The sequence below is a fragment of the Limosilactobacillus portuensis genome (genome assembly GCF_014838735.1).
Lineage (GTDB): Bacteria > Bacillota > Bacilli > Lactobacillales > Lactobacillaceae > Limosilactobacillus > Limosilactobacillus portuensis.
This window is the reverse complement of record NZ_JABUXQ010000017.1, coordinates 23530-50485: the sequence shown is the minus strand read 5'-3', so window position 1 is coordinate 50485 and position 26956 is coordinate 23530. Positions and strand designations below refer to the sequence as shown.

The 26956-nt window shown below is 37.5% G+C and carries 34 protein-coding genes, 1 tRNA gene, 1 pseudogene, 1 riboswitch and 1 other annotated feature; of the genes and pseudogenes, 12 read left to right on the top strand and 24 right to left on the bottom strand.

The window, feature by feature from the left end:
* Nucleotides 1-80 precede the first annotated feature (80 nt).
* Complete coding sequence (locus tag HUK49_RS06950) at nucleotides 81-413, bottom strand: ORF6C domain-containing protein (protein ID WP_191913165.1); 333 nt, start codon at nucleotides 411-413, stop codon at nucleotides 81-83.
* Nucleotides 410-1240: an AAA family ATPase gene (locus HUK49_RS06945; protein ID WP_191913164.1), complete on the bottom strand. Its 831-nt coding sequence runs from the start codon at nucleotides 1238-1240 to the stop codon at nucleotides 410-412. The genes HUK49_RS06950 and HUK49_RS06945 overlap by 4 nt, the downstream gene beginning before the upstream one ends.
* Nucleotides 1241-1416: 176 nt before the next feature.
* Here HUK49_RS06945 and HUK49_RS06940 point away from each other — a divergent pair, with 176 nt between their 5' ends.
* Nucleotides 1417-1821 (top strand): DUF2513 domain-containing protein, encoded by a 405-nt coding sequence (locus HUK49_RS06940; RefSeq protein WP_191913163.1) that lies wholly within the window; start codon nucleotides 1417-1419, stop codon nucleotides 1819-1821.
* On the opposite strand, the gene HUK49_RS06935 is transcribed toward HUK49_RS06940, so the two are convergent.
* On the bottom strand, nucleotides 1813-2013 hold the full coding sequence (locus tag HUK49_RS06935) for a hypothetical protein (protein ID WP_191913162.1): 201 nt from the start codon (nucleotides 2011-2013) through the stop codon (nucleotides 1813-1815). The genes HUK49_RS06940 and HUK49_RS06935 overlap by 9 nt on opposite strands.
* A 63-nt stretch (nucleotides 2014-2076) precedes the next feature.
* Between HUK49_RS06935 and HUK49_RS06930 the strand changes: the two genes are divergently transcribed.
* Nucleotides 2077-2421, top strand: coding sequence for a hypothetical protein (locus tag HUK49_RS06930; RefSeq protein WP_191913161.1), 345 nt, complete (start codon nucleotides 2077-2079; stop codon nucleotides 2419-2421).
* On the opposite strand, the gene HUK49_RS06925 is transcribed toward HUK49_RS06930, so the two are convergent.
* Both HUK49_RS06925 and HUK49_RS06920 read right to left on the bottom strand, forming a co-directional pair.
* Nucleotides 2348-2632, bottom strand: a complete 285-nt coding sequence (locus HUK49_RS06925; RefSeq protein WP_191913160.1) for a hypothetical protein — start codon at nucleotides 2630-2632, stop codon at nucleotides 2348-2350. The two genes, HUK49_RS06930 and HUK49_RS06925, sit on opposite strands and share 74 nt — an antisense overlap.
* A gap of 4 nt (nucleotides 2633-2636) precedes the next feature.
* Complete coding sequence (locus HUK49_RS06920) at nucleotides 2637-2840, bottom strand: XRE family transcriptional regulator (protein ID WP_191913159.1); 204 nt, start codon at nucleotides 2838-2840, stop codon at nucleotides 2637-2639.
* A 59-nt stretch (nucleotides 2841-2899) separates the two neighbouring features.
* On the opposite strand from HUK49_RS06920, the gene HUK49_RS06915 reads away from it, so the two are divergent.
* A complete protein-coding gene (locus HUK49_RS06915) occupies nucleotides 2900-3148 on the top strand; it encodes a hypothetical protein (protein ID WP_191911343.1) in 249 nt (82 codons plus the stop codon).
* Here HUK49_RS06915 and HUK49_RS11470 read toward each other — a convergent pair.
* From HUK49_RS11470 to HUK49_RS06905, 3 genes are read right to left on the bottom strand one after another with little or no spacing between them, the layout of a single operon-like run.
* Nucleotides 3140-3262, bottom strand: a complete 123-nt coding sequence (locus HUK49_RS11470; protein ID WP_268890010.1) for a hypothetical protein — start codon at nucleotides 3260-3262, stop codon at nucleotides 3140-3142. The two genes, HUK49_RS06915 and HUK49_RS11470, sit on opposite strands and share 9 nt — an antisense overlap.
* A 22-nt stretch (nucleotides 3263-3284) precedes the next feature.
* A complete protein-coding gene (locus tag HUK49_RS06910; protein ID WP_191913158.1) occupies nucleotides 3285-4085 on the bottom strand; it encodes an ORF6N domain-containing protein in 801 nt (266 codons plus the stop codon).
* Between the two features lie 14 nt (nucleotides 4086-4099).
* Nucleotides 4100-4285, bottom strand: a complete 186-nt coding sequence (locus HUK49_RS06905; RefSeq protein ID WP_191913157.1) for a helix-turn-helix domain-containing protein — start codon at nucleotides 4283-4285, stop codon at nucleotides 4100-4102.
* An 89-nt stretch (nucleotides 4286-4374) separates the two neighbouring features.
* Here HUK49_RS06905 and HUK49_RS06900 point away from each other — a divergent pair, with 89 nt between their 5' ends.
* Nucleotides 4375-4599: a hypothetical protein gene (locus HUK49_RS06900; protein WP_191913156.1), complete on the top strand. Its 225-nt coding sequence runs from the start codon at nucleotides 4375-4377 to the stop codon at nucleotides 4597-4599.
* Between the two features lie 133 nt (nucleotides 4600-4732).
* Here HUK49_RS06900 and HUK49_RS06895 read toward each other — a convergent pair whose 3' ends face one another.
* On the bottom strand, nucleotides 4733-4957 hold the full coding sequence (locus tag HUK49_RS06895) for a DUF739 family protein (RefSeq protein WP_191913155.1): 225 nt from the start codon (nucleotides 4955-4957) through the stop codon (nucleotides 4733-4735).
* A 173-nt stretch (nucleotides 4958-5130) separates the two neighbouring features.
* Between HUK49_RS06895 and HUK49_RS06890 the strand changes: the two genes are divergently transcribed.
* The 5 genes from HUK49_RS06890 (at nucleotide 5131) to HUK49_RS06870 (ending at nucleotide 9130) form a co-directional block, all read left to right on the top strand.
* Entirely contained in the window at nucleotides 5131-5901 is a 771-nt protein-coding gene (locus HUK49_RS06890) for a S24 family peptidase (protein ID WP_191913154.1), read from the top strand.
* A 50-nt stretch (nucleotides 5902-5951) separates the two neighbouring features.
* A complete protein-coding gene (locus tag HUK49_RS06885) occupies nucleotides 5952-6455 on the top strand; it encodes a hypothetical protein (RefSeq protein WP_191913153.1) in 504 nt (167 codons plus the stop codon).
* A 45-nt stretch (nucleotides 6456-6500) separates the two neighbouring features.
* On the top strand, nucleotides 6501-6782 hold the full coding sequence (locus HUK49_RS06880; RefSeq protein WP_191911348.1) for a hypothetical protein: 282 nt from the start codon (nucleotides 6501-6503) through the stop codon (nucleotides 6780-6782).
* A gap of 186 nt (nucleotides 6783-6968) precedes the next feature.
* Nucleotides 6969-7931 (top strand): Abi family protein, encoded by a 963-nt coding sequence (locus HUK49_RS06875; RefSeq protein WP_328797262.1) that lies wholly within the window; start codon nucleotides 6969-6971, stop codon nucleotides 7929-7931.
* A gap of 104 nt (nucleotides 7932-8035) precedes the next feature.
* Entirely contained in the window at nucleotides 8036-9130 is a 1095-nt protein-coding gene (locus HUK49_RS06870) for a site-specific integrase (protein WP_191913152.1), read from the top strand.
* Nucleotides 9131-9275: 145 nt separating this feature from the next.
* Here the strand turns inward: HUK49_RS06870 and HUK49_RS06865 are convergent.
* From HUK49_RS06865 to HUK49_RS06845, 5 genes are all read right to left on the bottom strand, one after another.
* Nucleotides 9276-9359 (bottom strand) — tRNA-Leu (locus tag HUK49_RS06865).
* A 60-nt stretch (nucleotides 9360-9419) separates the two neighbouring features.
* A complete protein-coding gene (locus tag HUK49_RS06860; RefSeq protein WP_191913151.1) occupies nucleotides 9420-9704 on the bottom strand; it encodes a hypothetical protein in 285 nt (94 codons plus the stop codon).
* Nucleotides 9705-10114: 410 nt separating this feature from the next.
* Nucleotides 10115-10789 carry a CPBP family intramembrane glutamic endopeptidase gene (locus HUK49_RS06855; RefSeq protein WP_191913150.1) on the bottom strand — a complete coding sequence of 225 codons (675 nt, stop codon included), beginning with the start codon at nucleotides 10787-10789 and terminating at the stop codon, nucleotides 10115-10117.
* Entirely contained in the window at nucleotides 10786-11013 is a 228-nt protein-coding gene (locus tag HUK49_RS06850) for a hypothetical protein (RefSeq protein ID WP_191913149.1), read from the bottom strand. The genes HUK49_RS06855 and HUK49_RS06850 overlap by 4 nt, the downstream gene beginning before the upstream one ends.
* A 53-nt stretch (nucleotides 11014-11066) precedes the next feature.
* Nucleotides 11067-11675: a hypothetical protein gene (locus HUK49_RS06845; RefSeq protein WP_191913148.1), complete on the bottom strand. Its 609-nt coding sequence runs from the start codon at nucleotides 11673-11675 to the stop codon at nucleotides 11067-11069.
* A gap of 214 nt (nucleotides 11676-11889) precedes the next feature.
* Here HUK49_RS06845 and HUK49_RS06840 point away from each other — a divergent pair, with 214 nt between their 5' ends.
* Entirely contained in the window at nucleotides 11890-12525 is a 636-nt protein-coding gene (locus HUK49_RS06840) for a deoxynucleoside kinase (protein ID WP_102169116.1), read from the top strand.
* Between the two features lie 78 nt (nucleotides 12526-12603).
* On the opposite strand, the gene HUK49_RS06835 is transcribed toward HUK49_RS06840, so the two are convergent.
* Nucleotides 12604-13434, bottom strand: a complete 831-nt coding sequence (locus tag HUK49_RS06835) for a metallophosphoesterase family protein (protein ID WP_191913147.1) — start codon at nucleotides 13432-13434, stop codon at nucleotides 12604-12606.
* Between the two features lie 244 nt (nucleotides 13435-13678).
* Here HUK49_RS06835 and HUK49_RS06830 point away from each other — a divergent pair, with 244 nt between their 5' ends.
* Nucleotides 13679-14035: a hypothetical protein gene (locus tag HUK49_RS06830; RefSeq protein WP_235981029.1), complete on the top strand. Its 357-nt coding sequence runs from the start codon at nucleotides 13679-13681 to the stop codon at nucleotides 14033-14035.
* A gap of 139 nt (nucleotides 14036-14174) precedes the next feature.
* On the opposite strand, the gene HUK49_RS06825 is transcribed toward HUK49_RS06830, so the two are convergent.
* The 4 genes and pseudogenes from HUK49_RS06825 to pepV form a co-directional block, all read right to left on the bottom strand.
* Nucleotides 14175-15230, bottom strand: a complete 1056-nt coding sequence (locus HUK49_RS06825) for a glycoside hydrolase family 73 protein (protein WP_191913146.1) — start codon at nucleotides 15228-15230, stop codon at nucleotides 14175-14177.
* Nucleotides 15231-15391: 161 nt separating this feature from the next.
* A pseudogene (locus HUK49_RS06820) lies at nucleotides 15392-16784 on the bottom strand (L,D-transpeptidase).
* 221 nt (nucleotides 16785-17005) lie between these two features.
* Nucleotides 17006-17503 (bottom strand): universal stress protein, encoded by a 498-nt coding sequence (locus tag HUK49_RS06815; RefSeq protein WP_102169110.1) that lies wholly within the window; start codon nucleotides 17501-17503, stop codon nucleotides 17006-17008.
* Nucleotides 17504-17565: 62 nt separating this feature from the next.
* Nucleotides 17566-18966: a dipeptidase PepV gene (gene pepV / locus HUK49_RS06810; protein ID WP_191913145.1), complete on the bottom strand. Its 1401-nt coding sequence runs from the start codon at nucleotides 18964-18966 to the stop codon at nucleotides 17566-17568.
* 94 nt (nucleotides 18967-19060) lie between these two features.
* Between pepV and HUK49_RS06805 the strand changes: the two genes are divergently transcribed.
* Nucleotides 19061-19921, top strand: coding sequence for an NAD(P)H-hydrate dehydratase (locus HUK49_RS06805; RefSeq protein WP_191913144.1), 861 nt, complete (start codon nucleotides 19061-19063; stop codon nucleotides 19919-19921).
* Nucleotides 19922-20024: 103 nt separating this feature from the next.
* Here the strand turns inward: HUK49_RS06805 and HUK49_RS06800 are convergent, their stop codons facing one another.
* The 5 genes from HUK49_RS06800 to HUK49_RS06780 form a co-directional block, all read right to left on the bottom strand.
* Complete coding sequence (locus HUK49_RS06800) at nucleotides 20025-21656, bottom strand: putative polysaccharide biosynthesis protein (protein ID WP_191913143.1); 1632 nt, start codon at nucleotides 21654-21656, stop codon at nucleotides 20025-20027.
* A gap of 93 nt (nucleotides 21657-21749) precedes the next feature.
* On the bottom strand, nucleotides 21750-22013 hold the full coding sequence (locus tag HUK49_RS06795; RefSeq protein WP_191913142.1) for a type II toxin-antitoxin system HicB family antitoxin: 264 nt from the start codon (nucleotides 22011-22013) through the stop codon (nucleotides 21750-21752).
* A gap of 301 nt (nucleotides 22014-22314) precedes the next feature.
* Complete coding sequence (gene leuS, locus HUK49_RS06790; RefSeq protein ID WP_191913141.1) at nucleotides 22315-24735, bottom strand: leucine--tRNA ligase; 2421 nt, start codon at nucleotides 24733-24735, stop codon at nucleotides 22315-22317.
* A gap of 70 nt (nucleotides 24736-24805) precedes the next feature.
* Nucleotides 24806-25020, bottom strand: a binding site (T-box leader).
* Between the two features lie 43 nt (nucleotides 25021-25063).
* Nucleotides 25064-26251, bottom strand: coding sequence for a methionine adenosyltransferase (gene metK, locus HUK49_RS06785; protein WP_102169104.1), 1188 nt, complete (start codon nucleotides 26249-26251; stop codon nucleotides 25064-25066).
* Nucleotides 26249-26355: riboswitch (SMK box riboswitch) on the bottom strand. (Overlaps the previous gene by 3 nt.)
* A gap of 44 nt (nucleotides 26356-26399) precedes the next feature.
* A complete protein-coding gene (locus HUK49_RS06780; protein ID WP_191913140.1) occupies nucleotides 26400-26936 on the bottom strand; it encodes a DNA-3-methyladenine glycosylase I in 537 nt (178 codons plus the stop codon).
* Nucleotides 26937-26956 lie beyond the last annotated feature (20 nt).

Here is a 26956-nt window from a genome sequence, read left to right as displayed (position 1 = left end):
ATTACTGGAAAATCATATCGAATGAAAGATTATCAAGAACACACAAAGACACAAAAGTAAATCGGTGAAAAACGACATTTTTAAACCGGTGAAATCCTACATTTTAAAATCGGTGTTGACAGTGGAATATCAAAATAATGCTTAAATTCACTCCAAATAGCTGAGAACACCTTCCTTCCTAGTTGTTTATATGCTGGTGTATCTTTTCCGCCCAATGCCTTAATTACCGAAGTTTTACCCTCTTCATGAATCCTATACTCCTGCGTTCCATTAATTCGCATAGTATCTTCAAGACTGGTAACCCGCGTATCTAATTCATCAATTGACGTAACCATTTCGGCCATTGGTTGAGTTCTTTTCTTCTGTGCTACGTGACCCGTGCTCTTCCCTACAATCTCACTATTTCTAATCATTTGATAATCTCTCCTTCTAATGTATTTACAGTTCGACGACCCCCAGTAATTGACCGCTTATCATCAATCCATGACTGTAAATCATCTAATGCTTTATTCAGGCTTTCCAACGCTGCTTTACCAGAATCAAGGGCTGCTTCACGATCTTCCGATCCAATTTCATTAGTAATCAAAAAATTATGAATATTACTACGAAGTTTATAGACACTCACACGTCCTTGATTTTTCCAATGATTAGCTCTATGTTCTTGGTGTTCTGCATCCTCGTAATCTTTAAGTCTATTAGTGACCCTATCAAGTTCACCAGCTGCTTTACTGAATTTTTCTTCTAATTGCTTCTTTTCTTGCTTAAGTTGCTCATAGTCATCAGGTTCAACCTGCACCTCTTTAGTAACTGTCTTTGTAATTACTTTAGGAGCTGGTTGACTGTTTGAAGCTTCGCGGAGTTGATTGGTAAGCTCTACTTGTGCTTTGCGATTTTCTTCAAGTTCAGCCTGCTGGTCTGCTATTTGAGCATCTTTAGCAGACAATTCTTGCTCACGTTGCTTAAGCTTACGTTTAGTTTCACGAAGCTCCCGAACGGTCATGTCTTCAGGCTTTTTTGTTTTGCCGTTAGATAATTGCTGAGGCTTATTCCGCTCTTCTGGTGGCATGGTTGCGATAAGATAAAGAGCTTTTGCTCCCAAATGTGTGTACGTACCCACATTTGATTGAAGTTCTTCAACAATCTTGATGAAATGTGCTGCTTGAAAACGATCTATTTTTAAGGACTGGAGCCAATTAATAAATTGACCATGAGCTAAATCGTGTTCTTTAACCCATTTCAACCGACGTCCAATTTCAAAAATAGCTTGTCCACCAATTGACTGGTAAGTTTTGATTTCAGTAGTAATCTTGTCTAAATTATTGGATAACGGTTCTAATTCGTTCGTGATAATTGCTTCCTTTCATTTCCACTTCAAAATGCTTTGGTATAATTCTTCCTAGAAAGGAAGTAATAAAATTGAAATTAAAAACTGATAGTATTCGTATGGTTATGCTTGATTTAGAAAGCTGTTTAACATGGGATGGATCACAAACTAATATATGGTCTCCTAATGGTTTAGCAACTTTCGAAAGCTATAAATCCTTAGGACATGATGAATTCATTTACACGGTCTCCAAGCTTATTGAAGGAGGTTATATAAACGGGAAATTATGTCCCGCTAATAACACCATCGGAGATATATACGTTTACTCTATTACTTGGAAAGGTCACGAATTTCTGGATAACATTCGTGATCCAAAAGTTTGGAGTAAAACAAAAAGTATTACCGGTAAGTTTACTAGTGTATCTGTCAGTCTTGTTTCTAACATTGCTTCTCAAGTTATTGCAAAAATTGTTGAAGATACAATGCACTTACAGTAGCTTCTTCAAGCTTCTTTTCCATAACCAGAACAACAAAATCATCAAAATCCATAGCACTGTTTGAGCACTCAAAAAGAATAGCGCTATTTTTGTTTTCCAGATTAAGAAAGCAATTATTGTAATTATTTCAAACACTGTACTAATTGTTAGCCAGATTAGTACAACCACACCCTCAGTTTTTTTCTTTGCCATCCTCATCACTTCCTTTTTGTTTTGTTATAATTAGGCCATCTTCTATGAAAAGAGGCAGATATTATGGATTCAGAACTATACGCAGACTTAGCTCCTACATATCAGCAACTATTGCTTGATGACATTGATGGAATCGTTGAAGGACTAACTACTGATAAAGCACATGCCAAACAGTTAGAGTTTCGTTTTAATCTGTTCAAAAAGAACTTTGATAGTTTCCAAAGTCTTTTTAGTGAAACCAGCACTGTTAGAGATCCTGGAAAATATAATGATTTCATCGCTGATATAAAAGCTTTTATTGCAATTGTAGAAACATTGAAAGCAAAGCAACGACTTACGGACGAAAACCGTCAACAGCTCGTTGAAGTAGCTCACGAATTCCAAGAGATGCGGTACTACTTGCGTTAACTTTCTTTGCAAAACACCCTTTAATAAACTCTCTGAATTCAATGGCAAGCATTGGCTGACCATTTCGGTCAAAATAATCTGAATATTCACGTGCTAATTTAATTACTTGTTGATAGGCGTTTGGCTTATGAGGATCTACTTTTGCAACCTCATGTGCTAAGCGCTTTTCTTCATTAGCGAATGCTTTCAGAAATTCTTCTGACGGTTTCATGACATCACTTCCTTTCATATTTAATTCCAAAGTCTTTAATCAACGTAATAATGAATTTATTAGCGGCTGGATTTTTCTTCCGACCAGCCAAGTAATCAGACACATCTTGCTTGTTCATGCCATACATAGTTGCAAGCTGTGCACGAGAAATATCATGGTCAGCTAAGTAATTAATAATACGTTCACGTCCACTTAATGTTTCTGGCATCGCGTTGCCTCCTTTCTGATAAAATTAAAAACAGGTCAATATAAAGGTGGTGAAAATATATGGATGTTGATATTTTTCAAAAGAATCGTCATGATCCATTAAGAGTTACTAAACTAGTTAAAATCGAGTTTTATTCTGTAGTAGAGGACGAAAAGCAAACAATTGAAAAAGACTTTTCATCATTCTCATTGAATGGCGTTGTATCAGAAGTAAGCTTTGTAGGTAAAACTGATACTGTTACTATTCGACCTGGAGTGATTGAATCCTTGCATTTCTTCCCACACGATGAATTTGATGATTTAGCGTAATTGACGTAATTCTTTTAGCAGCTGGCTTAAATCTTTAGGACTTAAGCTAGCTCTTTTTATTTTCATCAAATCCAAGATGTAATCGCGTAATGCTTTATAAAGTTCTAAGTCCATATAATTAACATTCCTTTCTTATTTATTCCTCCATCCCGCTCTTTACGGCTTGAACACCTTTATCAAAATATAACCATTGAGGTACTTCTTTATCTGAATAGCGGGATTTACTATTACTCCAACGACCATACTCGTTCTGACCTGGTTGCTCAGCCTTGATTCCTAACTTATTAGCAATTCGACCAACCATATTAGAAGTAATGCCAAGTTGCTTACCAACTTCAGTAGCACTGTATTCTTTTTGTTTCATCGAGGGGATGATCATTTCTCCTGTTAATTCTTTAGCCGCCTGAGCTAATAATGATTGACGGCTTGAATCAGATTCGGTTGCCATCGCAATCTTGTACATGATGCTTGCTTTTCGGGTAGCCGCATTATCTTCCATAATTTGAAGACGGCATTGCTGAACCAGGGATGGTTCATTGTTCTTAATCGCTACTCGCATATTGAAGTAATTATCAACAAGCTGGTCATAAATGTCCCAAGCTTTATCATCATCGAGAATTTTAAGAAGCTTGGCATAGCCACGTTCACTTAAGAGGTAAACATGTTGCGTTCGATTGCTACCAATCAGTCCATTTTCTACTGCAAAGTTTCTAAGTGGGTCTGAGCCACTTAGAAAATCAATTAGGTCAATTCCATCTTTGAATCGTTTCCGATTGTCATTAATCCGACGGTTAATTTCCTTTAAAGGTTGGTTATGAATCTTTGCAATATCCTTAACCAACATGGCTTTCTTATCATTACCAAATCCACCTTCAATTCCAGTGAACTTGATTTTGCCAATTTGTTCTCTACCAATTACCCTTAATTGAGTTGTCATTTATTTGTCCTCCTTTATGGCAGTAGTAATTTGTAATCAACTCCCAGAGCCTTTGCAACCTTAATCAATGTTGCAATCTTAGATGGAACCTTGTTCCAACGGTATATAGCATTTTCGCCAACCCCAGATTCACGGCCAACATCTTTCAAGGATTTTCCTTGTGATTTAGCAAGTTGCTGTTTAGAAAGCAACTCGGTCAATTTGATTGACCCACTTTCCCTACACCTCCTTGTTTGACCATTTCTTTACAACACGTTTGCTATAATCACCTAGAAAGGTGGTGAAGTATATGACTAAAGAAGAATTTGAAAAACGTTGGTCGCAATTCATTAAGGAATTCAACAAGAATTTTGATAGTCCTGAGGTTAGCCAACAGCTGCAAGATGTTGCAATTCAAAATACTGTTAATCCAGAAGACTTGAAGATAAATTACGAGCACATTTACCAACAGCAACGCATGGATAACTTAGTTAAAGATGCGATTAAATCATTTTTAGACTTTGATGAAAATTAATAATAGATTTTTTGGCCGATTCTTTATCAATTTTCACTGGAACCTTTAGGGGTTCCTTTTTTTGTTTATCCTTAACCCTTTCCATTTGCTCGCCTTCTAAGTACGTATTTTTTTCTTTACAGCACGTTTTAGTTCACGATTCGTGAACTAAAACTCTAAAAAAATATTTTGGTATTTCTGAAGATTTGATTTTTAGAAGTTTTGTAGCTTTTGCAATTTCTGTATTTTTCCACGAAACTTTATTATTTAGCTTTAATGAAATGCTACGTTCTGATAATCCCATAGCCATTGCAAAATTCAATTGTGTTCCAAAAATTTCTACTATTCGACCGTTCAATTTTGAATAGTCAAATTTCATATCATTTTCCTCCTTTCTTGACTAGTTCACATATCATGAACTTTACATTCATTATAATATTATGACTTTTTATCTTTGTCAATATAAAAGTTCATAAATCGTGAATTTATTTATTGAACTTATATTCAATCAAACTTATAATAAAACCATAATATTATAAAAGGAGAACGGACATGGAAAATACTGCCGATAGATTAAAACAGTTAATGTCCGAAAGAAATTTGAAGCAGGTCGACATTTTAAATATGTCTAAACCCTTTCAGAAATCTTTAGACATTAGTATGGGAAAAAGTACACTATCTCAATATGTTAGTGGAAAACAGTCGCCAGATCAGCCACGCTTATATTTACTTGCTAAAACTTTGAATGTTAGTGAACCTTGGCTAATGGGATTTGATGTAGATAGGAGTCGAAAACTTGAAGAAGCGTTAAAACAATCCGATGTAAATTCTACTAAGCTCATAAAAATTTATAATCAACTTAATTCAGATCGTAAAAATAATGTTTACAATTACGCATCTGATCAGCTAAACAAACAAAAAAATGCCTATTCTTCATTAATTGGTGAGAATAAGCATATCGTATATATTTATGGTGCTGTTTCTGCTGGAACAGGTGAATACATTCCTCAAGATGAAGATAAACCAGAGAAAGTCATTGTTGAAGGCGTTGTTCCGGAACATGATTTTGCTGTACGTGTAAATGGAGATTCAATGGAACCAATTTTTACTAATCAGCAAATCATCTATGTCAACAAAATAGACAAATCTAATGTTAGGAATAACCAATTTATCATTGCCGAATTAAATGGAGAGTTTTTTGTTAAGAAACTTCATATAGATAACAACGATGAAATTAAATTAATATCACTTAACAAAAAATATTCTGACATTGTTATTCACGATTACGATGACTTTATTATTCGTGGAGTTGTAATTATCTAACAATGTCATCAAAAAAATATTAAATAACATATAAAAAAGGAGAATCTGCCGTGAAAAAAATAGGTTTAATTTGCGCTGTTGCTCTGGCGGGGATGAGCTTAGCAGCATGTGGTAATCAATCGACAAAGAAAGCTAGTTCACCTAGTAAGGTAAGCAGTAGCAAAGTGGTTAAACACCACAAGAGACAAAATAAAAAGAAGCAGAACACTTCATCTAGTAATGCAGTTTCTACTTCGAGTGAAAAAGCAAGCAGTCAAACTCAACAACAAGCTTCATCACAGCGGAAGTTTAATAAATCTGATCCAAGTACTTGGCATGATATTCCTTATAAAGGTTATCCTTCTTACGATGCATACTGCGAGGCGAATGGAGGAGATCCCGAGGTTCAAGCCGAAACTGCAAGTATGCAGCACGCAGAAAATGTAAGAAGAGGCATTGAAGATGCTAACGGTAACGAAACTCAAAACTTCCAGAATTGGGTGAGTGCTCGTGATAATGCATGGGATAACGGTAATGATAATTTCCCAGACTATGATCAGAACACTCAGTGGTAACTAAAACATCCCACCCGAAGGGGTGGGACGAAAGAATGTGTATGTATGAAAAATAAAATAGATGAACTATTAAACAACGGTTGGTTTGTTGTCCCATTAATAACTGCACTCGTAATGCTCATGCATTTATTAATATCACATGATTTTATAACTGTCCTATTAACAATAGTTATCATAGCGACTTGCCTAGATATTGCCTTTGGTTCTTCATCAAAAGAATTTAAAAATGAAAGCTTTCTGGTCAAACTATCAATTGTTATCAATAAATTACTAAACGATGCTGGTGTTGCAATAATATTTTTTATTTTAGGATTAATGGCAAAATAAAATATCTATCTAAAATTTAAAAAGCCCATCCTCGCACGGAGGATGGGACGAAGCGATATTGATAATATATAGATGTTGACAAGTTAAAATATGATAGTAGAATGTAGTCATAAGGAAGAGCGGTAGATACTCTACGGAGCCTATTGCGGAAGAGACCTTCATTCTACTAGGAATGGAGGTCTCTTTTTGTTACCTAAAGAATTTAAAACGATCGATGAGCAGATTAATCTTCTGAAATCACGAGGAATGATTATCCCTGATGAGAAAAAAGCTAAAAAATATCTATTAACAAATAATTATTACAATATCATTAATGGATACAGCAAGCCTTTCTTAAAGGAAAAAGAACAATATTTGCCTGGTGCTACTTTTGATGAAGTTAGTAGACTTTACTTTTTTGATAAAGAATTAAAGCAAACATTGTTCAATTATATTTTAGACGCTGAACATCACTTGAAATCAATCTTTGCATATCGATTTGCAGAGACTCATGAAGAAAACCCTGAAGCCTACCTAGACATACGTGCTTATGATCATCAAAAAAGTTTATCTGTTGCTTATATCATTTCCAAAATAAACAGAATAATAAGCAAAAACAGTCATTATCAAAACAATTCAATCAATTATTACCTCCATAACTATCATTTTGTCCCTATCTGGGTATTAGTTGATTACTTAGACTTCGGTGATCTCTCAACTTTAATAAATGTAGTTCCTAGAGGTCTTCAAAATAAAATTGCTAATGATTTAACCAGTTTTATTGTCGATAATAATTGTGACTTTCAAGATAGATTTGATCCAAAAGTAATGGTATCTTTCATCAAGAACATTCACGAAACTAGAAATATATGTGCCCATAATAATCGTTTAATTTACTTTAGGTGTCGATCAGACTCAAAGTATTTTGAGTATTTACATGGGAAATATAATTTTATTCCGGATGATGACAGGAGTACCGTGTATAGTACATTTATTAGTTTACAATGCTTTATTAGCCAAACCGAATACGCAAAACTAAATAACACAATTAGAAAAAGAGCCAAGACATTGGAAAATCATTTAATATCAATCGATATTAATTCAATTTTAAATTTACTTGGTTTTCCGAACGATTGGCACTTACGCCCGATAATAGAACAAAATGACTAACTAAAAAAGTCCACCAACAGCTGCAACTGTCAGTGGACTATGGGTTGAATTATACGGATAACAGATTCAACCCTTTCATTATACCAAAAATGGAGGGATATACTATGGCAACTTATTTTAAGCGTGGTAAAACCTGGTCAACAAAAGTCCGCTGGTACGATAGTGACGGTAAACGTCATTCTAAGTCCAAGTCGGGCTTTTCTACTAAACTGCTTGCTAAACAATGGGCAGTAGATCAGGAAAATAAATTAAACAAAGGTGTGCAAATTGCTAAAGAGATTAGTCTGGTTGATTACTACAACAACTGGGTTAATACCTATAAGAGAGACAAACTATCAGCAATTACGCTTGACCGTTATAAGTATACTGGCGAAGCAGTCAAAGACTTCTTTCATGATGAAAAGATAAAATCAATTACCCGTGTGAAGTATCAAGAATTTATCAATCAATATGGTTCTACTCACGCCCCTACCACCGTCAAAAAAGTTAATTCAATTATTCGGGCATGTGTTAAGTCTGCAATCCTAGACGATTATCTATACAAAGATTTCACTCAACGAGTAGAGCTGACTGCTAATAAAGATAAAGTCGTAAAAGTATACTATTTGAATCTCAAAGAAATTCACCAATTACTAACCGCTGCGACTGATAAGATTGAACATCGTCCTGGCTTTACTAGTCGCTTTATGATTGTCACCGCTATTTACACTGGTATGCGATTAGCAGAAATCCAGGCTTTAACTTGGAATGACATTGATTGGTTACACCAGACAATAAGCATTAACAAGTCGTGGGACATGAATACTCATGATTTCAAACCAACCAAAACTGAATCAAGTAATCGTAAAATCAAGGTCAATCCTGAGTTGTTACACTACTTAAAAATTCTTCAAGATAATCGACAATCTAATTTAGTGTTTATGAATCAGTACAAAAGCATCCCCACAAGTAATGCAGTCAATAAAACGCTCAGGAACTTGTTAGAGAGCTTAAACATTGATCGACGTAACTTTCACTTTCATTCACTTAGACACAGCCATGTGGCACTCCTATTGGCAAATGGAATAGATCTATATGCAATCAGTAAACGATTAGGTCACAGTAATATTTCTATAACTGCTAACACCTACGCATACCTGATTGATGAGTACCAAAGTAAAACTGATAAGCAAATCATCACTGCTCTATCAAGGATTTAAATGGGACCCATTTGGGACCCAAAGTCATTATTTCTTATGTTTTTCCATAATTTCTTTAAAATCAAAAAATCACCGTTAATCCTTTAATATCAAGGGCCAACGGTGATTTTTTTATTATTCATAATTCTTCAATTTTCTTCAAAAATGCCCCAAACAGGATTCGAACCTGTACATGGAAAACCATACAACGACCTGAACGTTGCGCGTCTGCCAATTCCGCCACTGGGGCATCGTTATTAATGAAATAACAACAATCTTATTATACTGGAATTTTATTGAATTACAAGTCCTATTTACCTTTAATAAATTGAATCATTGTACCATAACCAGTTAAAACTAGGAACTTGGGGGCAACCTGAACGTTAGCTACATTAGTATTAAAACGAACTCCGACAATTCCATCAGCTTTCTTCTCGGCTGCCCGTTCTCGTAATTTCTGCTGAACCTCACTAAATAGCTGATCCAAAGATTCAAATGAGTCAATCGCATCACTTGGCAGCATTAAATGAACTGTCGCATTAACAACTCCCAGGACTTTATGTGCCTGTGGATAATCTTCTGTTGAAAGAAACATTTCATTCACCTCCTTATTTATTATACCAAACTAACAAAAAGGCTTTAACGCTCAGCAAGTCTAAACGTTAAAGCCTTATTTGTAATTATGAGGGGTCCAACCTATTAGTTTCTGTTGGCCGCTTCCTCATAATATCTACGGAAGGAATCCTGCCACTTTGCACTGGAACTTTATTACTAAATACAAACTTTTGATTCTAATCTTCCGCAAAGTCGCTTTTATTCGTTACCGTTCAAATAGTGCACCCTGGTAACCACAATTTAAATCAAGATCTTTCCGGTTACTCTTACGTTGCTTCTAGTCTACTCCTTAACTTCCTTCGACTCTATTGGAACGGGAGACTTAATATTATATGTCTCTTTATCCTTCCTCACCAATAATATACCACCTTCAGTAACCGCTTTCAAGGATTAATTAAATACTTGTGATAGCATTAAGAACATTGCAACCAAATTGTTTAAACCGTGCAATAGCATTGAATTTCGAATGTCCCCACTCTTTCGATAAACGTACGCTAATGTCATCCCCAGCATACAGTACAAGAGAAAACTAATAATATTCGTGCTAACATGGCCAGCGGAAAAAACGATGCCAGATAAAATCACCTTTGGCCAGAACGTATTGGGTTTAAAAAAAAGATTCATTAATACCCCACGAAAAATCAGCTCTTCCGCTATCGGAGTCAAAACCACCGCTGAAATTGCAAATACAACTGTTACTAATGGATTATGTCCCAAAATTGTCATTAAGTTTTGATTATTCGCTGTTTCTGTCTGGTGGTAAATTAAAATATTCAACACACCAAGAATAAACTCTCCTATTAAAATAAAGAGGTACCCACCAAGAATTAATTTCCAATCGATTCTTTTTCTAATCGGCAGCTGGTTATAGCGGTGGTATGTTTGTCGAGACCATCCGATAATAAAACCGAACAGCAGAAGAAAAAGAAGAACTAATCCGATGGTTTTAACGGTTACCTTGTTGCTTCGATTAGCAATTTGCATTGCAATCGGTGGTAACTCAATACACAAGAAAAAAACTGCCATTAGACAACAGCGCTTAATAAGAGAAAAAATTTCACTCATTTTTGTTGCTCCTTCTTTTGCTCTTGAAGGCGCTTTTGTTTTCGTTGTTGGTAACTCCATTTTGCGGTTACTTTCGTTACCATTAAGTTAGCAACTACAAATCCTAAAATCCATAAAATATACATCGACCAGCCGGTAATTACTTTGCCAATCGTTAATGCCACTAAAAATGCAAAAATAATTAATGGGGGCAATACTACTTTTAAAATTAATTCTGCTTTCACCTTTTAATCCTCCATCGTCTTGTTCAAAAATTTCTTTTCAGTTACATAGCACTCTAATCCTGGTGAAATACATCTTCCAAGATTTGCTTAGTTGTTGCCATCTGTGTTCCTCGAGAACGGACATAATCGATCTGTGAAATAAGAATATCATAACTCCACATCGAAGACAGATCTTTCTCATTAAAATAGTGAAGATTTAACGTAATCTCATTTAAATCATGAATCATCCCCGAAAAGTCATCTATTCCTTGGTATTGTTTTGTTCCGATAACCACCGGCAATTGGTTGTTAGCCGAATCTTTTAATATGTTCATGAGAATGTTTCCGCTTGCTATTTCTGGGTGCTCATCAATAAACTGTTGAACTTGCCAAATATCGAAATAGTGGTATTCATGAGCTACTTTAGTTTTTTCAGAAACAGTTGTTAGGTAATCTGTTTGATCATTGACAGTGATAATGCTATCAAGACGAATTGCAATTAAGCCGTTGATTTTTCCATCCCAATCAATACTGATCATCAAGCAAAAATAATTATCAATGCCTACTACAAAGCCAACATTAAAATAATCATCATTTTTGATATTATGCACTTCAATCAATTTTCCCTGTTGCTTAGCAATGGTTAATTGAATTTTAACATCTTGCTTATCTGATTCTCTCAAGTATTTGCCTCCTAATTGTCATTTGATTAGTCAAATAAAAATTTACAAAAAATAGTCTACCAAGAATCATCAAGAAAATTCAATTCTTAAGTAGGTATAAACCGATAAGTGATTGTCCTCTTCATACAAAATATATCAAAAATTGAATAGGAATCCCCAATATTTTGTAGTAAGATAATGCTTGTGTTTAAAATTATAGTAAAGAGGGGCCATTATGGTGATAATTACTGCAGGAATGATTGGGGTTGGCAAAACTACCTTAACTGGTAAAATTGCAGAACATTTAAATACAAAAGCTTACTATGAGCCGGTTGGTGAAAATCCAGTATTACCACTTTATTATGCAAATCCAAAACAATACGGATTCTTATTGCAAATCTACTTTCTTAACAAACGGTTTTCAATGATCAAACAAGCATTATCCGATGATAATAATGTTTTAGATCGTTCCATCTACGAAGACGCATTATTTACTCGTGAAAATAACGCAGAAGGAAACATTAGCGATACAGAATTAGAGGTCTACCTTAAACTATTAGATAACATGATGGCTGATCTTAATCGGCTACCAAAAAAAGCACCTGACTTAATGGTTTATTCTGAAACAGATTTCGAAACAATTCTTTATCGTATTAAAAAGCGCGGTCGAGATTATGAACAAATCGATAAGAATCCTGAATTAAAAGATTATTACTACAAGATGTGGAATGCCTATAAAGACTGGTATCGCGATTACGATGCCAGTCCAAAAATGAAAATTGATTTGGAAAAGTACGATCTGGAAGATCCACAAAATGTTAAAACTGTTCTTGGTTTGATTGATGATCGATTAAAAGATATTCGAAACTAATAGAAAGTTTTATAATTAGTAATAGCTTAGCTCACGTTGATCCATTCAAAGAATTAACGTTAGCTAAGTTATTTTTATTTAGTGTTTCCTGGAATAATGAATAACATCCTGTAAATAATTATGTTTATGATTAATTTGGGCTAAGAATGGCTGATCATGAATAAAATTTCGACCATTTTCTAAATGACGTAAATACATTTCCTTGTATGGTAAATCATCATTTAACGCGCGTTCCTGCTCAGCTTGGCGATCCCACTCTACTCTAGGGTAATCAAGATCAGCAATTCCTGCATCGTCAATTGTCAGCAATAAATATCGAGCACGAAGATTATTCTGGTGAACATTCCATCCATCATAAGGTTCACCAACAGATCCAGGATTAAGGATTAACTGTTCTTGACTAGTATATCGATATAATTGGTGATGTACATGGGCATAAATTCCAACATCATAATTTCCAGATAAAGGCATAATTTGATCCATTTGTTGCTGATCGTTTGTTGGGAACAGACCTTGTCCAGCATTATTTTTAGGAAGATTATGATTTAATGCACCAACCTGTGTATTAGCCGTTATCGGCCATTTTTTGATTTGATTAATAATTCTAGGCCCAACCTGACTACCAATATATTCGCCAACTCGCGAAATCATAATTTTAGTCTCATCATCGTAAGAATGCTGACCATCATAAGGTTGCACCAAATCATCATCCCAGTTTCCCCGAAGACAAATTGATGGATTTAATGACTTTAGTATCCGCCAAATATCTGTTGCTCCTGGTCCTGGCATGAATAGATCACCTAGAAACCAACATTCATTTACATCTTGCTTGCTAATATCATTTTGAACTGCTTTTAGAGCTGTATAATTACCATGAACATCTGCAATAATTGCAATTCGTCGTTCCATACTTATCATCACTTTTTAATTTATTATTACAATTTCAGTATAATTAATCCAAATTTAGATTCAATTCAGTAAATTTAACTAAAATTTTTAGGCAATCATTTGCACAAATAGTAAATCAAAAGAGAACTTATGAATGTTTTAATATAATTTAATAGCCAAATTAACAGCGCTTTCTTTATTTTCTATTCTAAGGCTGACTCATCTAAAAATAAGTGAGTTAATTCATTTGAAAGAAGGGTTAGCCATGGTTAATTGGTTACTACCAAGTGCACCAGCTGACAAATTAATACCGAAAGAGCAACAGCATAGTGCTTTTATTAAGTACCGAACTAGAATTTTAGTTAGCACTATTCTGGCTTATGCAAGCTACTACATTGTCAAATCAAACTTTACTCTTTCATCACCATATCTGACAAAAGACGTTGGTTTAACGACAGCCGATATTGGACTTGTTTTATCAGCCCTCGCAATTTCATATGGAATTGGTTCCGTCGTTGGCAAAACCAGCTGGAATGCTGGATTTGGAATCGTCGCTGTTTCCTCAATCATCTGTATTATCTGTTTCGTTTTTCTTTTGAAGAAATATCATAATACATTATAATAACCTACCTAATATTGAGGCTGAGAAAAAGCAAATCGTTTTTTCTCAGCCTCTAACTATTACCAGTAATTTCCGAAATCACCGAGTCTAATCGTGAAAATCAAGCACTGATAAGTTAGAATTTGACCATCCCTCTTCTCTAACTCACAAGAAGCTTTTTTAAACCAGTAAGCGCTCCAGCTGATGCGGCACCACCAATAACTGAAACAACTGGTGAAAATTTTTTATGATTTGAAATTGTCTGTTGGTGAGTATTCCTTAAGTGAGGTTTTCGAGGCATTCTTAATTGTTGCCTATTCATGGTTTGCGCCTGATCATTCCCGTCCTTTTTCGGGTCATCATACCTTGTTAGTCGATAACTATCAATAATTTGATTCAGCTTCTCATCATAACCAGGATCTGTCGCATAACGGCCGACAAGTGCATGAGTTGCTTCACGGTAGCTTTTTGTAACTGAACGGTGCACTTCTCTATACAAGGGTTGCTGAAGCGTCTTAGCATAGTCTTGTAAGGATTGCTTGTTACTAGTATACGAACGAAAAACATCCTGAATCTGTGTTGATTGAGAGCCAACGAATTCTGTCGTTGGCTTTAGTACACCACGTCCATTATATTTTCCCTTTACACCAAATAAATTATGATGCGGTGCTAGGCTAAGTTCACTCGTTCCCCAACTACTTTCTAATGCAGCCTGTGCAATAATAATGGATGGGTAGAGGTCATAATCCTTACCAATTTGTCGTGCATCATCAGCAATCTGATTAATAAAACGTGCTTGGTTCGGTAATGGCTGCTTGGGTAAATACTTTTTCTGATCAACTGGTTGGTCAGAGAGAGTATTTTCTTTTAATCCTGTTTTTTCTTGAACTTGTGTTTTTGCCTCTTCAATTCCTCGTTGGTAAGCAGCTTGCTCAACGTGATCACTAAACGCACGGGTTCTTCCTTTTTCCTGATCCGCTACTCCTAACTGAAATGCCTGACAATATTTCTGTGTTGCATTATGAAATTGAAGTAAAAATTCACGCGTATACTCATCTCCGTGGCTTCTTAGCACTCGCACGTCTACCAATTCTTGGTTAATTACCGCAACTTCAGCAGCATTTCGTGCATCATCCTGTTGACTAGCAAGACCAGGTAACGCTGTATTAAGCGAAACCAACATTACAACTGTTCCTAAAATTACCTTATCATTCATCTATCTCACTCCCGTATTAGTCCTCTAAATAATCAATACGGAATAAATTTAGCTTTGCACCTTTAAAGTTAAAAATTATTTGAGTATATACAAATTTCCAGTAACTAATAAAGGATTAGTAATATTTCTTTATCGAACATCACTAATCCTTTATATTCTCATTAGTAAATTATTACTGGTTCATTAACTTCAAGGCTATTATATGCCCCAGCAGCATCGCTTGGGTGCATGTTAGCACAACCATTTGAACCATCATTTAAATAAGCAGTTTTAGACCAATTATGCCGCCATGAAGCATCATGGAAGCCACAACCACTATCGGTAAATTGAGCCCAGTATTGAACCTTGCTGCTATATTTAGAACCATTATCACTCGTCCCCTTTAGTACTGAAGGAGATTGCTTATACATGATATACCAGACTCCCTTAGGTGTTTGGTCAGCCTTATTACTCATCTTTCCGGTAACAACGTCGACATCGTCTACACACTTACCATTTTTATAGAACCAGGCATGCTGGTCAGCAATTGAAATAACAGCATAGGTATTACCAATACCATCGTTTTCTGTTACCCCATAACCAGTCCCACGACGATTATAACCAATTCCATAAATATCTGCCTTAGCATCTACAGAAGATTTGCCATTTGCAATTGCATTAGCTAAAGATTTTCCGGCACGTTCAGCACTTATCTTCCATCCGTAACTACCATCCCTTGCAGTAGTTATCTCCTTACCATCAGGAGTCTTGAATTTAAATGCTTTACCTAGCGTTGCTTGCTTTTTATTAATCTGCTTAATCTTCTTATCTATAACAGACGTATTAAAGTGATATTGGCCATCTTTATAGGTAGCACTCGTAATCACGTCACCCGTTGTTAAGTGGTAAGTCTGCTTTTCAACTTTATAGTTAACCTTTTTCCCCGTTAGCTTTTGCAACTGCTTCTTTTCGTTTTGCACAGGTTTGCTATTTGGCGAAAGTGGTTGTTGTTGCTTAGCGGTAAGATAAATCTTACTGTTAGTTGCCTGAGAACTTAATTGGTGAAGAATCCGTTGCTCATCAATCTTGGTTCCCTTTTGTCCCTTATGAACTGTCACCTTACCGTCACGAAGTTCAGCGTAAGCATCTACCGGAGCTTGTCGTCCCCGATTTTCTCGTTGAAGAATTGACTGAACGGTTGCTTTTTTTGTTTCATACTGACTGAGATCCCGTCTACTAGGCTTTACCTCTAAAGAATAAGCCTTTCGGGAAGGAAAGAGTGTAAACTGCTCATGAAATACTTTTTTGATCTTGCCTTCATCTGCTAATGTAAATGCTGAGTCAGTATCAGAACCATCATAAATTAAATCGTCATTTAAATAAACCTGATTCTGATTTTTAGTTGATTTGACCTTCTTTAGGGCTTGCTTAGTAGTTAACCCACCAACATTAATCCCATTGATTGATAGTAACATTCTTGTTAAAATGATGTGCTTGGTGCCACCAATTAATTCCAAGAACAATTACTAATAATGCAATAATTACTAATAGCCAGTGCTTCAATTGAAAACGCATTGAAAAATACTCCTCACGTCGAATCAGTAATAGCAAAGTATCGACTGTCATATTTTACCACGATCTAGTAAAATTAGCATGCTTTATCGAACGTATGTTATCAAAAATACAGAATTATTAGTTCTATAATAATAAATTTTTACTAAATCATCATTTTACTATAAAAGAAAAACTTCTGGGATTAGGAAATACCTGATCCCAGAAGTCTTCTGAATTAGTAGTTAAATTTCAGGATAACTACTTTCCTTAATATCTAATTTTTTATTTTCTAAGTCAGTTTTAACTACTGTCACGTCACATGGAGCAATCCTAACAGTATAAGCCGCAGTTGAACCAACAATTAGGCGACCAATCGCATTTAACCCGGTAGCGCCAATTACAATTAAATCGATTTGGTTATCCTTTGGGTACTTCTCAGCTAATTCTACCTTAGCATTCCCAATTTCAACATCGGTATGAACTTCTTTTACCCCGGCATCCTCAGCCTTTTGCTTATTTTCAGCTAACCGTTTGTTCATCTCTTGAATAGCAGAATCATAAATGCTCTTATCAACAAAGCCAAAACCACTTGGGCTTGTTGTTGGGTAGCGTTCACCATTAATTACACTAAGTAAGTACAACGCCGCGTCATTTTGCTTTGCAATATCAACAGCCTTTGAAAAGGCCATTTCTGATTGCTTTGAACCGTCAATTCCGACAAGGATCTTTTGATAACTCATATTGACACCTCCAGAAATTCTTCTACCATTAATCTTATTTTACCATATTGCTTTAGTAGCGATTAATCTGTTACCAGGTTATTAATTGCTTGCATGTAAATTGCCATTGAAGTAATTAAATCGTTAACAGGCTGAAATTCATTTGCTTGATGCATTGTATTTGGTGTATTAGGCATAAGAGCACCAAAAGCAACACCACGCTTCATTAGCCGGCCATAAGTTCCGCCACCAACTACTTCAGGCTTAGCATTTTGGTCACCACTAATATCAATATATGCTTCCATTAATGTCTTAACAATTGGATCATCAGGATCAACATAGTGTGGTAGTTGGCCGTCACCTTGATTAACAGTGATGGCTAGTGACTTGGTTATCTTTTCAACCTTGGCTTGAATTTCATCTGGAGTAATTCCCTTTGGATAGCGGAAATTCATGTTAATTTGACCACCATTCTCTTCATCATAATTTAAAATTCCAGCGTTCATCGTTAATTCACCCATTACATCATCGGTAAATGAACAATCAAACTTCTCCATTCTCGTATCAAGATGAAGATACTTAGCAAGAAAAATAATGAAACTAGCTGCACCACCAGCAAAATCATACTTATTCAGGAAAGAAGCCAGGTATGTCCCAGCGTTAATTCCCTTTTCTGGCTCCATCCCATGAGCGGCCTTCCCAATCACTGTCAACTTTAAGCCATCCATTGTTTCCTCAACCTTGCCAGTTACTGGATTGTTTTCGATAAATTGGCCAAACTCGCTTGTTACCTGTTCCTTATCTGGCACTGTGATCTCAGCAACTGCCTCACGAGGAACCATGTTGAACCGCAAGCCAGATTGGAAACTCTTAAGCTGAGCCTGACCGCCATTACCTGCAGGAACATTAAGAAGCAACGAGAATTGACCTTTTTCACCGTTAATTACCGGAAATTCTGCATCCGGTGAGAAACCCATTGTTGGTGCTGGTTCAACTTCGAAGTAGCGGTGCATCCCCGTCCAATTACTTTCCTCGTCCGTTCCCACAATAAAGCGGACCTTTTTATTGAACTTAACTCCCTGATCCTTCAAATATTTAAGAGCGTAGTAGCAAGCCATTCCAGGCCCCTTATCGTCAGAAGCGCCCCGAGCATATAAATTACCGTCCTTAATAACGGGATCAAATGGATCGGTATCCCAACCTTTCCCAGCAGGCATCACATCAAGGTGAGCCAGAATTGCTAAGGTTTCATCACCCTCACCCCATTCTGCATATCCAACAAGATTATCAATATTCTTTGTCCGGAAGCCATCATTCTTTGCCATCTTCAAAAATTCTTGCAAAGCTTTCGCTGGCATCGGTCCTAATGGATATTCATCCGTAGCCGCACTATCATCACGAACACTTGGAATCTTCAACAGGTTAGTTAAATCCTTAAGGTAGCTTTCTTCCTGACTTTGTGCTGCTTTCATCCAATCCGTCATTTTATCAACCTCCGTTAATCTTTTCGTTAAAATAATGATACCATGAAAGTAGTCGTTTTCAGTTTGAAAGCACTTGATATAAAGGAGCATTAAAATGAAAAAATTAACTGATCAAATCCTGTTTGACGTTATTAAGCCACGTCCTAACGATAGTTTTAAAGGGACATACGGGAAGGTAACCTTAGTTGGTGGTAACCGTAACTTTGGCGGAGCAATTATTATGGCATCCACGGCTGCTGTATGCTCTGGTGCCGGACTAGTTACCACTGCTACCGATCCTAGTAATTCGGGAGCTCTCCATTCACAACTGCCAGAAGCAATGTTTGCTGATTTTAATAATGCTGACCAACTAGCATCCTTAGTTGAACCTGCTACAACGGTGGTCGTTGGTCCAGGTCTTGGGGATGATCAAACCAGCCTAGCAATTCTTAAGAATGTTTTTGATCATACTAACGAAAAGCAAAACGTTATTATTGACGGTTCTGCAATTACCCTAATGGCGCGAGAAGACCTCGCTCAACCAAAAGGAAATATTACCTATACCCCGCACCAGATGGAATGGCAGCGTCTTTCAGGAATTAAAATTGCAGAACAAAGTGAAGAACGAAATCGAGAAGCACAGGCAAAGTTAAACGCTACCGTTGTTCTGAAAAAACACCATACAGAAATTTATACTAACGATGATATTTACCAACTAACAATTGGTACCCCTGCTCAAGCTGTTGGCGGCATGGGCGACACGCTTGCCGGAATGGTTGGGGGGTTTACTGCCGAATTCTCTAAGACTCCATTAAAAGCAGTTTTAGCCGCTGTCTATGCTCATAGTGCGATTGCTGAACAGATTGCCAAAAATCAATACATCGTTCTTCCGCACCAAATTAGTCGGTCCTTACCATCATTTATGAAGAAAATGGAGGGCGGCCAAACTGAGCACCAAATTGGTTTCCTGAGCTAATCACTTCTACATTTGAATTTAAAAACTGAAGAGACAGGGAAAAGCGAAATTTTCCCTGTCTCTTACTATTACTAGTAATTTTCAGTTTTCTTTAATTTTAACATCAACTCATATGGAATATTTGTCGTAATCTTTGTGCTCGGCTGCCAAGCAACTTATCCGCAAGACGGAAGTGGAGCGATAGGTAACCATAGACACCTGCACCAACAATAACGCCAATTACTAGTGTGAAAAAAGCAGTGTAACGCCCATAAGGACTAATAAATAATCCTAATAAAAGCATTACCCCCTTAGTAGCTACCAACATAACAAGTGAGTATGCCAAGATTTGGTTGGTTGGCAACGCCATCTGTTCGAAGTTCAAACGGAATTCCTGATTAAATGAATGGATAATAAGGTAATTAATAACCATCATCGCAATCCCCGTAGCCAGCAATGGTCCTAAGCCCTGCGCAATCCAGATACATGGGAATTGAATTACTAACTTAATTAGTAGCCCAATTCCTAAGTATTTCATCATTCGCCGGTTTTCAGAAATCCCCTGCATCATTGCCGCTGCAACTGTATACAAACCTAACGGAATAGAGATGAAAGCAGCAAATTCCAGGACGATTACCCCAGCATGATTATACCGATAAAAGACAGTGTATACCTGTTGGGCAACCGCATATAAGCCAAGGACAGCCGGAATCATGACAAAATAAAAGAGCATTAGGACATTCTCAATTTGGTTTCTCATTCCCGCATGATCATTTCTTGCCCGTGCCATCGCCAATAACGGAATAGCAGTGACCGCTAAGGCGTTTGCTAAGGCAATAATAATCATATAAAGTTTATTGGCATTAAACGCAAACAAGGCATATAAAACATCAATTTGATACTTAGAAAAGTGCCCCACCAATGGCATCATTCGTTTAAAGCTGTATTGATCAACTAATTGGAAAAGGTTAATTCCTGATTCAATAATGATAAAGGGAATTGATTGATAAACAATCTTCAGAATTAATTCAGTTGTCGAGACTTCCGTAACTGGTTGTTCAACCGTCCCCGTTCCTTGCATAACTCCTCGATACTTTAGCCATGCCAGGAAGAGAACAACACAAGCACCAATTGCACCAATAAAGGCAGCGAATGTTGACTGGCTAACCGCTGCAACCCAACTGCCTTTTTGAATCTTCATGATTAGGTAAGTAGCACCTAACATGTAAATTATCCGAAAGAGCTGTTCCACAAACTGGGAAATTGCAGAGGGCGCCATCATACTGTACCCTTGAAAAATCCCCCGACTAATTGCCATTAACGGGATAATGAAAATTGCCCAAGCCAACGACCGCAATACGGGGATTAAGTTCGTATCACCATTGTAAACGATTGGCCATGAGGCAATATACATCATGATGGTACCGCAAATAACTCCCGACGCGAGCGCCATGTACAATGCCGATCGATTCAATTTTTGGCTTACCCCGTACTCATTTAATCCATTATAGTGAGCAACCAGTTTGGAAATTGCTGAAGGGATCCCTGCAGTTGAGATGGTAATAAAGAGGCTATAAATATTATATCCTTGAGCGTACAAGGCATTGGCTTCATCACTGTACGCCCCTAACCAGGTAACCCAGGGAATAATATAAATCGCCCCAAGAATGCGCGAAGTAATATTCCCCGCCGTCATCCATGCCGAACCATTCAGCATTTTTGAACGAGCAGTATCCTTTTTCTGTCCTTCACTCATAACTTTTAAATCCTACCTTTTACTTTTTAAAATCAATACTAATCATTCTATCCTTAATGGAGCATTGTCGCAAATTATTTTAAGAAATCTTTGCTAATACTGCTCCAAATCAACTGTTACCATTTTCACCACTGCTCTTGGATGAGCTGCTTGTACTTTGGCTAACTCACTAACTTGCGGAGCTTTTTCAAAATGACCTAACTTGTCGTTTAGTGTAATGGCTAATCCTAGCTTAGCAAATTCCATCGCTGTCGCCATATCTTTTCCCTGAGTAAATGCTTCGGGCAGATCCGGAAAATCGACTTCAACCTGGTTATTTGTTTGTTGAAAAACTGCCGGATAACTAACAATTTCCATTTTGATTCCTCACTTTTTCTTTTTGAAACAACCAATATTTTACCACGAACGAAAGGAAGCTGGGAATTAACCCATTTAAGAGCCTGGTGGGCTAACCTAGAACGATGAATGATGATGAAATCATCAGAGTCGTTCGTAGCCGAATAGGCTTGCTTCGCTGCGTTAGACTCGAAGGCTCGGGTTACGAAACAGAGTGAGCCTATTTGGATTCCCGCGATTAGACTCAGTAAATTTTAAAATTACTGGTAATAGTAAGAGCCTGGGAAAAAATTTTGTTTTTTCCCAGGCTCTTTATCATTTTCTATTTAGCAACGATATTTACGATCTTGTTTGGAACAACAATGACCTTCTTAATATCCTTGCCATCCGTAAACTTTTGAACGTGTTCATCAGCAAGAGCTAACTTTTGTGCTTCTTCGCGATCAATATTCTTTGCCATCTTAATCTTTGAACGAAGCTTCCCGTTAACTTGAATAATCATCTCAACTTCGTCTTCTTCCAATGCCTTTGGATCATATGTTGGCCATGGTTGATAGGCAATTGTATCACTAACGTTGAAGTGACTCCATAATTCTTCGGCAACGTGCGGTACTACTGGTGAAATCATCTTAATAAAGCCTTCCATGTATTCGACAGGAAGATCATCAGCCTTAAACGCTTCATTAACGAAGACCATTAATTGAGAAATGGCTGTATTGAAGTGCATCCGTTCGTAGTCTTCAGTAACCTTCTTAACGGTCTGGTTATAAACCTTAGTCAGCTTACCATCATTAAAGTTAGAAACCCGGTCACGAAGGTGATTATTTTCATCCATCAATAACCGCCATACACGTTGAATCCACTTGTATGAACCGTGAAGTCCTTCTTCATCCCACGGAACGGATTCGGTCAATGGTCCCATAAACATTTCGTAAAGACGAAGGGTATCCGCACCATATTTTTCAACAATATCGTCTGGGTTAACAACATTTCCTTTAGACTTGGACATCTTTTCATGGTTAGATCCCAGGATCATTCCTTGGTTAACCAACTTCATAAATGGTTCCTTAGTTGGTACAAGTCCCAAATCGTATAAGACCTTATGCCAGAAGCGCGCATAAAGAAGGTGAAGGACAGCATGTTCCGCCCCGCCAACATACAGATCTACTGGAGACCAGTAATCTAATGCTTCTTTTGAGGCAAATTCCTTACTGTTGTGTGGATCGGTATACCGGAGCCAGTACCATGATGAACCAGCCCATTGTGGCATTGTGTTTGTTTCTCGTAACCCATGCCGACCTTGATCATCATAAACATTGACCCAGTCCTTAACGTTCGCTAGCGGACTTTCACCAGTACCAGATGGTTCAATGTTATCAGTATCAGGTAATTTCAATGGTAATTCATCTTCTGGTACTAGGGTAGTCCGACCATCATCCCAGTGAATTACTGGGATCGGTTCACCCCAGTAGCGTTGCCGACTAAAGATCCAATCTCGAAGACGGTAATTGACCTTCTTGTGACCAGCATTATGCTCATCAAGCCATTCAATCATTTTTTTCTTGGCATCTGCAATGTTCAAGCCATCCAAGAAACCAGAATTAATGTGCTTGCCATCTCCGTCAAAGGCGCCTTCTGAAAGATCAGCACCTTCCATAATTGGCTTAATTGGCAAATCAAACTTCTTAGCAAAGTCATAGTCACGTTGATCACCAGATGGAACTGCCATTACAGCACCTGTACCATATGATGCTAGGACATAGTCACTAATCCAAATTGGTAACTTCTCACCATTAACCGGATTGATAACGTATGAACCAGTGAATACCCCAGTTTTATCCTTGTTCAGATCGGTCCGTTCAAGATCAGACCGCCGCGAAGCTTCTTCTTGGTACTTCTTAACTGTTTCCTTATTTTCAGGAGTAGTTAACTGGTCAACCAGCTCTTGTTCAGGAGCAAGAACAACATATGATGCACCAAACAATGTATCTGCACGGGTAGTAAAGACCTCAATCTTAGTATCCTCATCTCCCGCAACTGGGAAGTAAACAGAAGCCCCTTCTGACCGACCGATCCAGTTACGTTGCATCTCCTTAACGCTTTCTGGCCAGTCGACAAGATCCAAATCATCAATTAAGCGGTCTGCATAGGCAGTAATTTTCAAGACCCACTGCTTCATTGGCTTCCGATAAACTGGGTAGCCACCACGCTTTGTCTTACCGTCTTCAACTTCTTCGTTAGCAACAACGGTTCCACCCATAAAATCAGGTGCCCAGTTAACCATAATTTCGCTTTCGTAAGCTAAGCCCTTCTTATAGAGTTGTTCAAAAATCCATTGAGTCCACTTGTAGTATTCTGGATCAGTCGTGTTAACTTCCCGATCCCAATCATATGAAAAACCAAGTGATTGAATTTGGTTACGAAAATGATCAATGTTTTGGTTAGTAAAGCTCTTGGGATTATGACCGGTCTTCAGTGCGTATTGCTCTGCGGGAAGACCGAATGCGTCCCAGCCCATTGGGTGCAAAACATTGTATCCTTGCATCCGCTTCATTCGTGACATCACATCAGTCGCGGTATAACCTTCTGGGTGACCAACGTGAAGTCCTTGTCCAGATGGGTAAGGAAACATATCCAAGGCATAGTATTTCTTTTGATCCTTATTTAAGTTAGCCTTAAATGTCTCATTCTTTTTCCAGAATCGTTGCCACTTGTTTTCAATGGCAGTGTGATCGTAAGCCATATCTTTCTCTCCTTTTATTTGCATAATTCTTCTGTTTGATCGTAATAAAAAAGCCCCGTAGAAAACTATTCTACGAGACGAATTTACTCCGCGGTACCACCCGAATTTCCACGGTTAACATAACCATGACACTTCACGCCATAACGCGGCAGACGTTATTACCTACTCGCTTTCAGTAATAATCTTTTTGGACGAGTTCATTATTAGTAATCCTCGTGTTTACAGCACCACACGATCTCTGAAGAATTAACTAACAGTTACTATTTCCAATTCGATCAAATATTTAATGATATTCTAACAATCAGCATTCGTAAATGCAAGCATCAAACTAGCCAAGAACCTTCTTTAGTTCTTCAACCTTATCCAGTTGTTCCCATGGTAGTTCAACATCAGTCCGGCCAAAATGACCATAAGCTGCAGTTGGTTCATAAATTGGGCGCTTAAGATTAAGCATCTTAATAATTCCCGCTGGGCGAAGATCAAATACCTTACGAACCGCAGCAATTAAGTCTGCTTCACTCCGGGTACCAGTACCATAAGTATCAATTGAAATTGATACTGGTTCAGCGACCCCAATAGCGTAGGCAACTTGAATTTCAAGCTTCTTTGCATAGCCAGCAGCTACTAAATTCTTAGCAATATAGCGCGCAGCATAACTAGCTGACCGGTCAACCTTGGTAGCATCCTTACCGGAGAAAGCACCACCACCATGATGAGCAGCGCCACCATAAGTATCGACAATGATCTTTCGACCGGTTAGACCGGCATCCCCTTGAGGACCACCGATAACAAAACGACCGGTTGGGTTAATGAAGTACTTAGTTTGGTCATCAAGATATTCTGCAGGAATAACAGCCTTAATGACTTGCTCCATAACATCCTTTTTAATTTGATCAAGTGAAACTTCTGGATCATGTTGTGTACTTAATACAACAGTATCAACTCGCAAAGGCTTATCGTTTTCGTCATATTCAACAGTGACTTCAGCCTTAGCATCTGGACGGAGGTAAGGAATAGTATTATCTTTACGAAGCTTAGCAATCCGTTGCATTAACTTATGACTAAGCATCAAAGTTAACGGCATGTATTCTGGTGTCTCATCAGTTGCGTAACCAAACATTAATCCTTGATCACCGGCACCAATTTGATCAAGCGGATCAGCATCCCCTTCACGAGTTTCCAGAGAATCGTCAACCCCTTGGGCAATATCCGGTGACTGCTCATCAATTGCAGTAATTACTGCACAGTTGTCAGCATCAAAGCCATACTTACCATCTGTATAACCGATCCGCCGAATTGTGTCACGAACAACCTTTTGAATATTAACGTATGCCTTAGTTGAAACTTCCCCAAAAACCAATACAAGTCCGGTCGTAACAGAAGTCTCAACAGCGACCCGTGAATCAGGATCTTGTTCAAGCATTGCGTCTAAAATAGCATCACTAATTTGATCAGCAATCTTATCAGGATGCCCCTCAGAAACAGATTCTGAAGTAAATAAATGTTTTTCTACCATGTGTATTAATTCCCCCATATGCAAGTTGCAATTAAAACATTCAGTGGTTACAAGGCATCTTCACAGTAATGTGAATCCTATCGGGAATTTGCTTTATAACGAGACCCATCTTAGCATAATTTGCTGACCATATTCAAACATAAATTAACTAATCTTCACGAGCATTAACCATCCCAACAGCGGTCATAAATGAATAGGCTGTTGTCGGCCCAACAAATTGAAAACCATCCGCCTTCATTTTCCGGGCCATCTTTTTCGATTCACTTGTTTGTGACGGTAGCCGTTTCCCGTTTAACTGTAGCCGCTGAGACTTAAAGTTAACGAATGACCATACATAGTTATTTAATGTTTCTCCATCTGCTAATAGTTCTTGAATTACCTTAGCATTGTTGATCGTTGCCATGATTTTCCGCCGATTACGAATAATTGTTGAATCGTTCATCAAGCGCTTAAAGTCATCCTGATCAAATACTGCCACCTTAGCTGCATCAAAATTAGCAAATGCCTTTTCAAAGGCAGCCTCGCGTTTCCAAATTGTTGACCATGACAGTCCAGACTGAAATAACTCTAGCGTCAGCATCTTAAATAATTCGCGATCATCATGTTCGGGAAAGCCCCATTTTGTATCATAATAATTACGCATTAATTCAGATGTTTCCGCCCACAGCGGTCGTTTTGTTGTCATTTAATCACCTCATTAAATCT